This window comes from Variovorax sp. WDL1 (assembly GCF_001541225.1).
Taxonomy (GTDB): domain Bacteria; phylum Pseudomonadota; class Gammaproteobacteria; order Burkholderiales; family Burkholderiaceae_C; genus Variovorax.
This window is the reverse complement of the sequence record NZ_LMTS01000049.1, coordinates 79806-90036: the sequence shown is the minus strand read 5'-3', so window position 1 is coordinate 90036 and position 10231 is coordinate 79806. Positions and strand designations below refer to the sequence as shown.

Here is a 10231-nt window from a genome sequence, read left to right as displayed (position 1 = left end):
CCAGCCGATGCGCTGTGGCGGCAATTGCTTGAGCGCCTCGACGCGCGCGGCTTCGGAAAGCGCAGGCTGATCGTCGAGCCTGGGCGCTCGCTGGTCGGCAATGCCGGCGTGTGCGTGACGGAAGTGCTCTATACCAAGCCCGGCGAGGCCAGGAACTTCTGCATCGTCGATGCGGCGATGAACGACTTGCCACGCCCCGCGATGTACCAGGCCTTCCACCGGATCGTCCCGGTGACGCCGCGCCAGGGCGGGACTGTCAGCTACGACGTCGTCGGCCCGGTCTGCGAGAGCGGCGACTGGCTCGGGCGCGACCGCGCGCTCGACGTGCGGGCCGGCGACCTGCTGGCGGTGCTGTCGGCCGGTGCCTATTCGATGGCGATGGCGAGCAACTACAACACCCGCGGCCGCGCAGCCGAGCTGCTGGTCAACGGCGACCGCGCCACGCTGATCCGCCGCCGCGAAAGCATCGAGGACCAACTGCGCAACGAGCAGATCGATAGCTGAGCGCCCTCACTTGCTCAGCTGCACGCGCCCGGCCGGAGCAGGCGCCGCGGCCCTCTTGTTCCGCGCGAAGTTCCAGACCCTCCACCCCAGCAGCACCGCGATGATGGCGGCATAGACAAAGACCTCGGCGAAGTCGTTCTTCCCTGCCCGCATCCAGAAGAAATGCAGCAGGCCCAGGCCAGCGATCACATAGACCAGCTTGTGCAGCGTCTGCCAGCGCTTCGCGCCCATCGCCTTGATCGCGCGGTTGAACGAGGTGGCCGCGAGCGGCGTGAGGAGCACGAAGGCGCTGAAGCCCACCAGGATGAAGGGCCGCTTGGCGATGTCCTTCACGATCTCCGGGATGTCGAAGCCCATGTCGAACAGGCTGTAGCTCAGTAGATGGACCACCACGTAGAAGTACGCGAACAGGCCCAGCATGCGGCGAAAGCGCGCCAAAGCATTGATCCGGGTCATCACGCGCAGCGGCGTCACCGCGAGCACGATGCAGATGAAGCGCAGTGTCCAGTCGCCCGTCGAGCGGATCAGGTACTCCGCCGGATTGGCGCCCAGCCCGTCGGTGAAAGCGCCCCAGGCCAGCCAGGCGAAAGGCAGCAGGCACAGCACGAACAGCACCGGCTTTGCGGCCGGGTGCAGCAACAGCTTGTTCATGACAGGCTCAGTAGAACTTCTTCAGGTCCATGCCCCCGTAGAGCTGGCCCACCTGTGCCTCGTACCCATTGAAGATCAGCGTCTTGTGGCGCTTGGCGAACAGCCCGCTGCCATCGCCGATGCGCCGCTCGGTCGCCTGGCTCCAGCGCGGGTGGTCGACGTTGGGATTGACGTTCGAATAGAAGCCGTACTCCTGCGCCGCCGCCTTGTTCCAGGCGGTGCCCGGCTCCTTCTCGACGAAGCGGATCTTGACGATCGACTTGGCGCTCTTGAAACCGTACTTCCACGGCACCACGATGCGCACGGGCGCGCCGTTCTGGTTGGGCAGCACCTCGCCGTACATGCCGAAGGTGAGGAGCGTCAGCGGATGCATCGCCTCGTCCATGCGCAGGCCCTCGGCGTAGGGCCAGTCGAGGACGCGCGAGCCGACGAAGGGCATGGTCTTGGGATCGGCCAGTGTGAGGAACTCCACGTACTTGGCATTGCCCTGCGGCTCGACCCGCTTGATGAGCTCGGCCAGCGAGTAGCCGACCCATGGGATCACCATCGACCAACCCTCGACGCAGCGCAACCGATAGATGCGCTCTTCCTGTGCGCTGAGCTTCAGCAGATCCTCGATGGCGTACTTGCCGGGCTTCTTGACCAGCCCTTCGACCTCGACGGTCCAGGGCCGAGTCTTGAGTGTGCCGGCGTTCTTCACCGGGTCGCCCTTGTCGGTGCCGAACTCGTAAAAGTTGTTGTAGCTGGTGGCGTCCTTGTAGTCGGTGAGCTTTTCCATGGTCTGCGCACCGGCGACGGCCGACTTCTCGCCCTTCAGCGCAGCCAGCTTGCCCGGCGCGGCGGCCTGGGCCAGTGCCTCGCGCCCGGCCCACGATGCCATGGCCGCGCCGGCGACGCCGGTCGCCAGCAGCTTGAGCAGGTCGCGCCGCCCTTCGTAGGCCGCACGCGGCGTGATCTCGCTTGGAAAAGGATGGAGGAAGCCCTGGTCCTTGGATCGAATCAACATGGATCGCCTTTCGCCTGTTTTTGCCGTACTGGGATCTATTCGTTCCCAATGCTGATTCGGTTACGCGCCGGACGTTCCGCCGGTTTCAGCTTGCCCACGCCTGCAGGCGGCGCCTGCTACAGGGTCCCGTAGCTGTGCAAGCCGCTCAGGAACATGTTGACACCCAGGAAAGCGAAGGTGGTCACCGCCAGTCCGCCCAGCGCCCACCAGGCCGCCACGGTACCTCGCAAGCCCTTGACCAGCCGCATGTGCAGCCACGCCGCATAGTTGAGCCAGACGATGAGCGCCCAGGTTTCCTTCGGGTCCCAGCTCCAGTACCCGCCCCAGGCATCGGCCGCCCACAGGGCGCCGAGCACGGTGGCGATGGTGAAGAAGGCGAAGCCGACCGTGATGGACTTGTACATCACGTCGTCCAGCACTTCGTTGGCCGGCAGCCGTGCCGCGATGCGCTTGCGGCCCAGCAGGATGCCCGCCGCGATCAGCGCCGAAATGGCCGCGTAGACGAACCAGTAGCTGCCGCCCGCCTCTTGCACACGCTGGCGGAATGCCACCGGCACGAAGCACAGCGCCACGCCCAGGAGCCACATCGGCGTGAGCTTGTACCACCGCGTCTCCTGCGCCTGCTCCTTGATGAGGTAGGCGAAGGCGACCATCGCCGCCAGCGCGAAGGTGCCGTAGCCGATGAAGTTGGCCGGCACGTGCAGCTTCATCCACCAGCTCTGCAGGGCCGGAACCAGGGGCTGGATCTCGTGGGCCTCGCGCACCAGGGTGTACCAGAGCAGGAAACCGACCGCTGCGCTCACCACCAGCATCACGAAGGCGCCAAGCGCCCGCGTGCCGTAGCTCGACTCGAAGTACAGGTAGAACGTCGCCGTGAGCCAGCAGAACAGCACGAAGACTTCATAGAGGTTGCTCACCGGGATATGGCCGATGTCCGGGCCCAGCTGATGGCTTTCGTACCAGCGCACCATCGTGCCGATCAACGCCATCGTGACCGCCGCCCAGGCCAGTCGCGAGCCGATCAGGTCCATGGTGTCGGCCTGCCGGCCGCCGAAGAAGCCGATCCAGTAGAACAGCGTGCTCATGAAGAAGAGGACGCTCATCCACAGGATGGCCGACTGGCTGGACAGGAAGTACTTGAGCCAGAACACGGTGTCGGCGCGGGCCAGGTCGCCCTGGTAGGAAACGATGCCCAGCAGCGCTGCCGCGGCCACCACGAGCGCCAGCACCCGCAACGGCCGCCAGAACCAGCCCAGCCAGACGGCGAAGGGAATGGTGGCCAGCAGGATCACCTTTTCGTAGACGTCCATCGCGCCCGCATAGCGCGCAAAAGCGAAGAGTCCGCCGGCCACGACCAGCGCGGCGAACACCCAGTCGAATGCGTTGCGGCGCGACATGAAGCCGTCGTTCAGTGTGAGAGTGGTGGTGGTCATTGCTTAAGCCTCTGCGCCGGGCGATGCGCTGCGGTAGTCACCCTGGGAGCGACCCCGCTGCTCATGAAGCGCCGTCCTTCCCGATGGCGAGCAGCCTGGCCTTCAGGCGCTCGAACTCGCGGTCGCTGTCGATGGTCTTGCGGTTCACCGAGTAGGCCATGGTGGCCGTCGTGCCGCCGGCGCCCGCGTCCTTCGCGAGCCACACCCAGAGCCTGCGCTCGCGAACGTACAGCATGGCAAAAATGCCCACGATCAGCAACAGGCATCCCAGATAGACGACGTTCTTGCCAGGGGCACGGGCAACCTGGAACACGCTGGCCTGCACCTGCTTGAAGTCGGTCATCATCATCGCCACGGGCGCGGGGTAGAAATAGGCGTCGCTGACGGCCAGCACCGCCTGCGTCAGGAAGGCCTGGGATTTCTCGTCTGCCGGCAGCGGCGCCAGGCCCGCCTTCTCGCGGCTCAGGTTCAGCACCTCGAACAGCGCATCGTTGAGGATGCGCACCAGCACCGCGCCGGCCCGCTCGCGCTCGGCCTCGGGCACGTTCGCCTCCATGAACTCGGCGATCGCCTGCCAGCCGCCGCCGCTCACCGCGTCGGACTTCGCGCGCTCGGCACCGGCGAACAGCGCGAGCGCGCGGCCGGCCGAGATGCGCAGCTGACCGGCCAGCTCGGGCCGCTGGGGGTCGGCGGCACGCGCGATGTAGCGCTCGAGGGCGCGCGTGCGGGTATCCGCGTCGGCCAGGGCTGCGCGCATGCGCACGAAGCCGTCCATCGACCCCTGTTCGTCGGCCGGCACCCGCAGGTAGCGGAAGGGCTCCTCCGGCCGTTCGCGCATGCCGAGCAGGAACACGGGTTGGCCGTCGCCGGTGTCGACCGGCAACATGTAGTTCTGGTACTCGCGCGCCTGGCCCGCGGCATCGCGCAGCTTGTAGCCGATGCTGGGGCCGATGTTGCGCAGCACCTTGGGCTTGTTGGTCTTGTTGGCCGCGCCCAGGCGCGACTCGATGTCGTTGCGCAGGTCGACCTTGCGCACGTCGACACCGCTCGTCAGGGCCCCGGCGTCGCCGAAGTTCTCGACATTGATCACGCGCAGCGCCGTGTACTCCAGCGTCAGCCGCTCGCTGCCGTTGGTGATCTCGGAACTGTTGCCGATGATGCCCTCGACCTCGAAGGGCTTGGCCGCAGCCGCCATCGGCACCGCCTTGAGCTTCACGGTGGAGCCCCCGTCGTCGAAGCTGGACTGGTAGATCTCGATGCCCTTGTAGCTGGCCGGATGGTTCACCTCGATCCGCGCGGGCACCTGCTCCCCGGTGGCGCGATCGTGCAGCACCACCTCGCTGGCGAACAGCTTGGGCATGCCGGTCGAGTAGTAGTCGACGATGAACTTCTTCAGTTCGATGGAAAAGGGCAAGTCCTGCAGCAGCACGCCATCGGCCTGGTTCAGGATGGCGACGCTGGACTGCCCGCCTTCGGGCACGAGAATGTTGCCGCGGAATGTGGGGTTGTTCGGCGAGAGCCGATGCTGCGGAGCCACATCGGCGATCAGCCCGCCGCCGGTGTAGACGCTCTTGCCGTTGAACCAGGTCTGGGCGCGCACCACCAGGTCGCCATCGAGCAGCCCGCCCAGGCACACCAGCACGATCGCGCTGTGCGCCGCGATGTAGCCGAGCTTGTGGGCGCCGCCCGCGCGTGCCGCCACCATCCAGCCTTCGGCCTCGCGGTGCTGCAGCTTGACCTTCCAGCCGCCGCCTGCGAGCAGCTGGCCGATGCGGTTGGCCGCGGCGTCCGGCGTTTCGTCGAGCGCGGTCTCGGCACGCTGGCCGAAGGCACGCAGGCTCTGGACGCGGATGCTCTCCTTGAAGTTCTTCAGGTCGATGAAGATGCGGGGCGTGCTGCGGGCGATGCACAGCGAGGTGCTGACCACCAGGAAGGTCAGGATCAGCAGGAACCACCAGGCGCTGTAGATCGAATCGAGCCGCGCCGCACGGAACACCTCGGCCCAGAAGGGGCCGAACTGGTTGATGTAGTTGTTGATCGGCTCGTGCTGCTTGAGCACGGTGCCGATGATGGATGCGATGCAGATGACGGTCAGCAGCGCGATGGCGAAACGCATCGACGACAGCAATTCCACCGCCGCGCGGACCGCGTGGGGACCGCGGCGAACGCGGAGGCCGTGGGTGGAGACTGCTGACATGGATGCGGGCGGTAGAAAGCAAAAAGGCGGGCCATCCTTGCTGGACCGGCCCGCCCTGTTGGGGTTTGTTATCGGCGGTTAGTTCACGCTGATGCCGTGGCCGTCAACGCAGGCCGGCGATGTAGTCGGCCACGGCCTTGATCTCGCGGTCGTTGAGCTTGGCGGCCACGCCCGTCATCTGGGGGCTGTTCTGGCGGGTGCCGTCGCGGAACTGGTTGAGCTGCACGCTGGTGTAGTCGGCATGCTGGCCGCCCAGGCGCGGGTATTGGGCCGGGATGCCGGCGCCGTTCGGGCTGTGGCAGCCGGCGCAGGCCGGGATCTGACGCTCGCCGATACCGCCGCGGTAGATTTTCTCGCCCAGGGCGACCAGGTCTTTTTCTTTCGCGAAGCCGGGCTTGACCTTCTTGGAGCCGACGAACCAGGCGACGTTGCGCATGTCCTCCTCCGAAAGGGCCGAGGCCAGGGGCTTCATGATCGCGCTCTTGCGCTTGCCGGACTTGAAGTCCTGCAGCTGCTTGAGGATGTATTCGGGATGCTGTTGCGCCAGTTTGGGGTTGGCCGCGATGGCCGAGTTGCCGTCGGCGTTGTGGCAGGAGGCGCAGCTCTGGCTGTTGGCCGGGGTGTTGTTGAAGATGGTGTCGCCCTTGGCCGGATCTGGCTTGGCTACCTTGGCGGGCGCGGCGGCGGCAGCCGGCTTGGCCTCCGGATCGTCGGCCGCGAAGCTGATGCTGGCGGCGGCGCCCATGAGGGCTGCAAGCAGGAAACGGGCAAACAACTTCATATCGGGGGCTCTGGATTTATGGCGCAAAACCGCGCGATTCTACAATGGCGCCCCGTTACCGAGGCTCCACCCATGACCACCCCGAGCCGCAAGCCGGCCGCCCCCTTCCCCCGCACGGCCGCTGTCGTGGATGCCGCAGCGGCCGAACGCATCCGGATCGCGCGCGGTTGGCTGCATACCGCCCACTTCCTCACCAGCGCGCCGCAGCTGGAGCATCTGCCGCCTGTCGGGCTGCCGGAGATCGCCTTCGTCGGGCGTTCGAACGCCGGCAAGTCGACCGCCATCAACACCCTCACCCAGCAGACCCGCCTGGCCTTTGCCTCCAAGACGCCCGGCCGCACCCAGCACATCAACCTCTTCGGCGTCGGCAAGCAGAAGGTGGACGACGCCGTGCTGGCCGACCTGCCGGGCTACGGCTACGCGGCCGTACCGCGCGAGGCGAAGCTGCGCTGGCAACGGGTCATGGGCAACTACCTGATGACGCGAGAGAGCCTGCGCGGCGTGGTACTGATGTGCGACCCGCGCCACGGTCTCACCGAGCTCGACGAGATCCTGCTCGAGGTGATCCGCCCGCGGGTCGAGGAGGGGCTGAAGTTCCTCGTGCTGCTGACAAAGGCCGACAAGCTCACACGCTCGGACGGCGCCAAGGCGCTGTCGATCGTGAGACTGCAGGCCGGCGGCGGCGAGGTCAAACTGTTCTCGGCCTTGAAGCAGCAGGGAGTGGACGAGGCGGCCGAACTGCTGTGGCGCTGGGCCCATCCGCAGGACGAGCTGCCCGCAGAAGCGACACAAGGAGACAGTCCCCCATGATCCAGACCTTTGCCCGTGCGCTGCCCAACGGCACCACGCTCAGCTGCCGCGCCGCCGGCGAACCCGGCCGCCCCTTGATGGTGTTCCTGCACGGCTTTCCCGAAGCCGCCTTCATCTGGGACGAGTTGCTGGAGCATTTCAGCCGGCCCGAGCACGGCGGCTGGCGCTGCGTGGCGCCGAACCTGCGCGGCTTCGAGAAGTCGAGTTCCCCGACGGAGGTGTCGGCCTATCGTGCGCACTTGCTGATCCAGGACATCGAGCAGCTCGCACAGAGCGAGCGCGAGGACGGCCGCATCGAGGTGCTGGTCGCGCACGACTGGGGCGGGGCCTTCGGCTGGGGTTATGGCAACCAGCATGCGGACAAACTGGGCCGGCTCGTCATCATCAATTCGCCGCATCCGGGCACCTTCGTGCGCGAGCTGCGCAACAACCCGGCGCAGCAGGCCGCCAGCGCCTACATGAATTTCCTCGCGCGGCCCGATGCCGAAGCACTGCTCTCAGCCGACGACTACAAGCGGATGTGGCTCTCGTTCACCCAGATGAAGGCCGGGCCCGAGGGCTACGGCTGGCTGACCGAGGAGGTCAAGGCCAGGTACCGCGAGGTGTGGGACCACGGCCTCACGGGCGCCTGCAACCTCTACCGCGTGACGCCGATGAAGCCCGCAGTGCCCGGCCAGCCAGCCGCAGAGCTCCCCGAGCTGCCGCGCGAACGCCTGGTGGTGGAGGTGCCCACCTTCGTCTTCTGGGCGTTGGACGACAAGGCCCTGCTGCCGGGGCTGCTCGAGGGCCTCGAAGACTACGTGCCGAAGCTCGATCTCAAGAAGGTGCCCGACGCCACGCACTGGATCGTGCACGAGCAGCCGGGATTCGTGGCCCGCGAGATCGAGGCCTTCCTGCAGCGAACTCAGTAGACCGGCGCCGCGCCCTCGGGGCGCGTCTTGAAGCGCCGGTGCACCCAGTAGTACTGCGAGGGCATGGTGTCGATGTAGCCCTGCAGGCGCTGGTTCATCAGCGCGGTGTCGGCCACCACATCCTCCGTCGGGAAGTCCTGCCATGCCGGCAGCACCTCGATCTCGTAGCCGGTGGGCGTGAGCTTCGAGACGATCGGCACCACCTTGGCCCGCCCCAGCCGCGCGAAGCGCGACAGCGAGGGCACGGTGGCAGCCGGCACGCCGTAGAAGGGCACGAAGACGGTCTGGTCGCGGCCGAAATCCATGTCGGGCAACAGGTACAGCAGGCCGCCCTTGCGCAGCCCCGCGATGATCGGCTTGATGCCATCGACCCGGTTGAGCGTGATCACGTTGCCGAAGCGCTTGCGCCCCTCGCGGATCCACTCGTCCACCATCGGATCGCGCTGGGTGGTGTAGATGGTGGTGGAAGGCCGCGCCGTGTGCATGGTCAGCGCGGTGGCCGCCGCATCTAGGCCGTAGAAATGGGGCGCGAAGAGGATCATCGGCTCCTTCCCGTTGGCGATCTCGTCGATCTCCTTCGGCGAGCCCGTCACCTGCAGCCGCGCGGCTACGGTCTCTTCGGGCGCATGCCAGAGCCAGCTGCGGTCCAGCCAGGACTGGGCCACGTAGACGAAGGTCTCGCGCGCAATGCGCCGCCGCTCGGCGGGCGATTTGTCGGGGAAGCACAGCGCCAGATTGGCGTCGACCACGCGCCGGCGCGGCGCGGCGACGGCGTGCAGCACGTGGCCCAGCACGGTGCCAAAGCCGCGGACCAGCGGCAGCGGGACATGGGCCAGGGTACGCATGAAGACGATGCCCAGACGCGAGAACACGCTCATCGCGCGGCCTCCGCTTCGGCCACCGCTGTTGCCTCGCCGCGCGGCTGCTTGTAGCGTGCGTAGTCCCAGACGTACTGTCCCGGCAGCGCACGAATCAGCGCCTCGATGCCTTCGTTCATTGCGGCGGCGGCGGCCTCCGGCGTGGCCTTCGGGTCGCCCAAAGCGGTGCCGTCGAAGGGCGCCAGGCGAATGACATAGCCTGCCCCGCGCGGCAGCCGCTCGCATACGCCAAAGAAGACACGCGCCCCGGTCTGCTGCGCCAGGCGCGGCAGCAGGCTCATCGTGTAGGCAGGCCGGCCGAAAAAGGGCGCCCAGACGCCCTGCCCCAGCGGCGGCACCTGGTCCGGCAGGATGCCGGTGTAGCCGCCGGCCCGCAGTGCGCGGATCAGCCCGCGCACGCCGGCCACGCTGGTGGGAAGCATCTGCAGGCCACGCCGCTCGCGCGAGCCGGCATCGATCAGCTCGGCCATCCATTTCTTGCGCGCCGGGCGGAACAGGGCCGTGATCGGGCCATAGGCGTCGACGAAGCGCTCGCCGAGCGCCTGCCCCAGGATCTCCCAGCAGCCGACGTGCGGCGAGGCGACGATCACGCCCTTGCGCGCCGCCAGCGCCGCCTCCAGTTCGGCCACGCCCTCCCAGCGCACGATGCGCGGCAGCACGCTCTCACCCTGAGGCCGGGCCCACAGCCAGGGCAGCTCTGCGGCCATGGCCCCGGCGGCGCCGATGGCGGGGCGGTATTGCGCGGGCGTGAAGCCGGCGTGCTCGGCGTTGTCCTTGAAGCGCTGGCGATAAGTGGGCGAACCCCACCACACCAGCCAGCCCAGGCAACGGCCGGCGGCATGCATCCAGCGCAGCGGCACATGGGCGAGCAATCGAAACAGAAGGATCATCCGGTCGGAGGGGGTGAAACCAGGAGGCGCACGCGGGCTATCGCGCGGCTCGAATACAATCGAAATTGTCGCTGAGTTATGGAACTACTTGCAGGGCGACGTTAAACATCACTGCTAAAGCGTTCGCCACACTCCAAATGGATTGGCAACGCGCCAATTCAACTGCTTGG

The 10231-nt window shown here is 67.1% G+C and carries 10 protein-coding genes; 3 read left to right on the top strand and 7 right to left on the bottom strand.

Annotation, left to right across the window (positions count from 1 at the left end):
• Nucleotides 1-504 (top strand): diaminopimelate decarboxylase family protein (locus APY03_RS43425; RefSeq protein WP_443082804.1); only part of this gene is annotated, 504 nt, incomplete at its 5' end.
• A 6-nt stretch (nucleotides 505-510) separates the two neighbouring features.
• On the opposite strand, the gene APY03_RS08265 is transcribed toward APY03_RS43425, so the two are convergent.
• From APY03_RS08265 to APY03_RS08245, 5 genes are all read right to left on the bottom strand, one after another.
• On the bottom strand, nucleotides 511-1155 hold the full coding sequence (locus tag APY03_RS08265; RefSeq protein WP_068675720.1) for a sulfite oxidase heme-binding subunit YedZ: 645 nt from the start codon (nucleotides 1153-1155) through the stop codon (nucleotides 511-513).
• A gap of 7 nt (nucleotides 1156-1162) precedes the next feature.
• Complete coding sequence (gene msrP / locus APY03_RS08260; RefSeq protein WP_068675718.1) at nucleotides 1163-2161, bottom strand: protein-methionine-sulfoxide reductase catalytic subunit MsrP; 999 nt, start codon at nucleotides 2159-2161, stop codon at nucleotides 1163-1165.
• A 116-nt stretch (nucleotides 2162-2277) separates the two neighbouring features.
• Nucleotides 2278-3594 (bottom strand): c-type cytochrome biogenesis protein CcsB, encoded by a 1317-nt coding sequence (ccsB, locus tag APY03_RS08255; RefSeq protein WP_068675717.1) that lies wholly within the window; start codon nucleotides 3592-3594, stop codon nucleotides 2278-2280.
• Between the two features lie 61 nt (nucleotides 3595-3655).
• Nucleotides 3656-5791, bottom strand: coding sequence for a cytochrome c biogenesis protein ResB (locus APY03_RS08250; protein ID WP_068675714.1), 2136 nt, complete (start codon nucleotides 5789-5791; stop codon nucleotides 3656-3658).
• Between the two features lie 103 nt (nucleotides 5792-5894).
• Nucleotides 5895-6572, bottom strand: coding sequence for a c-type cytochrome (locus APY03_RS08245; protein WP_068675712.1), 678 nt, complete (start codon nucleotides 6570-6572; stop codon nucleotides 5895-5897).
• A gap of 72 nt (nucleotides 6573-6644) precedes the next feature.
• On the opposite strand from APY03_RS08245, the gene yihA reads away from it, so the two are divergent.
• Together yihA and APY03_RS08235 are read left to right on the top strand one after the other, a co-directional pair.
• Nucleotides 6645-7382, top strand: a complete 738-nt coding sequence (yihA, locus tag APY03_RS08240) for a ribosome biogenesis GTP-binding protein YihA/YsxC (protein WP_068675709.1) — start codon at nucleotides 6645-6647, stop codon at nucleotides 7380-7382.
• Nucleotides 7379-8293 carry an alpha/beta fold hydrolase gene (locus APY03_RS08235; RefSeq protein ID WP_068675708.1) on the top strand — a complete coding sequence of 305 codons (915 nt, stop codon included), beginning with the start codon at nucleotides 7379-7381 and terminating at the stop codon, nucleotides 8291-8293. Before yihA ends, APY03_RS08235 begins: the two co-directional genes overlap by 4 nt.
• On the opposite strand, the gene APY03_RS08230 is transcribed toward APY03_RS08235, so the two are convergent.
• Together APY03_RS08230 and APY03_RS08225 are read right to left on the bottom strand one after the other, a co-directional pair.
• Nucleotides 8287-9171: a lysophospholipid acyltransferase family protein gene (locus tag APY03_RS08230; RefSeq protein ID WP_068675706.1), complete on the bottom strand. Its 885-nt coding sequence runs from the start codon at nucleotides 9169-9171 to the stop codon at nucleotides 8287-8289. The genes APY03_RS08235 and APY03_RS08230 overlap by 7 nt on opposite strands.
• A complete protein-coding gene (locus APY03_RS08225) occupies nucleotides 9168-10061 on the bottom strand; it encodes a lysophospholipid acyltransferase family protein (protein WP_068675704.1) in 894 nt (297 codons plus the stop codon). Before APY03_RS08225 ends, APY03_RS08230 begins: the two co-directional genes overlap by 4 nt.
• Nucleotides 10062-10231 lie beyond the last annotated feature (170 nt).

What these genes read in the sequence shown, in the direction of transcription:
- APY03_RS08265 (WP_068675720.1), bottom strand. Translation starts at nt 1,155, where the DNA reads ATGAACAAGCTGTTGCTGCACCCGGCCGCAAAGCCGGTGCTGTTCGTG.
- msrP (WP_068675718.1), bottom strand. Translation starts at nt 2,161, where the DNA reads ATGTTGATTCGATCCAAGGACCAGGGCTTCCTCCATCCTTTTCCAAGC.
- ccsB (WP_068675717.1), bottom strand. Translation starts at nt 3,594, where the DNA reads ATGACCACCACCACTCTCACACTGAACGACGGCTTCATGTCGCGCCGC.
- APY03_RS08250 (WP_068675714.1), bottom strand. Translation starts at nt 5,791, where the DNA reads ATGTCAGCAGTCTCCACCCACGGCCTCCGCGTTCGCCGCGGTCCCCAC.
- APY03_RS08245 (WP_068675712.1), bottom strand. Translation starts at nt 6,572, where the DNA reads ATGAAGTTGTTTGCCCGTTTCCTGCTTGCAGCCCTCATGGGCGCCGCC.
- yihA (WP_068675709.1), top strand. Translation starts at nt 6,645, where the DNA reads ATGACCACCCCGAGCCGCAAGCCGGCCGCCCCCTTCCCCCGCACGGCC.
- APY03_RS08235 (WP_068675708.1), top strand. Translation starts at nt 7,379, where the DNA reads ATGATCCAGACCTTTGCCCGTGCGCTGCCCAACGGCACCACGCTCAGC.
- APY03_RS08230 (WP_068675706.1), bottom strand. Translation starts at nt 9,171, where the DNA reads ATGAGCGTGTTCTCGCGTCTGGGCATCGTCTTCATGCGTACCCTGGCC.
- APY03_RS08225 (WP_068675704.1), bottom strand. Translation starts at nt 10,061, where the DNA reads ATGATCCTTCTGTTTCGATTGCTCGCCCATGTGCCGCTGCGCTGGATG.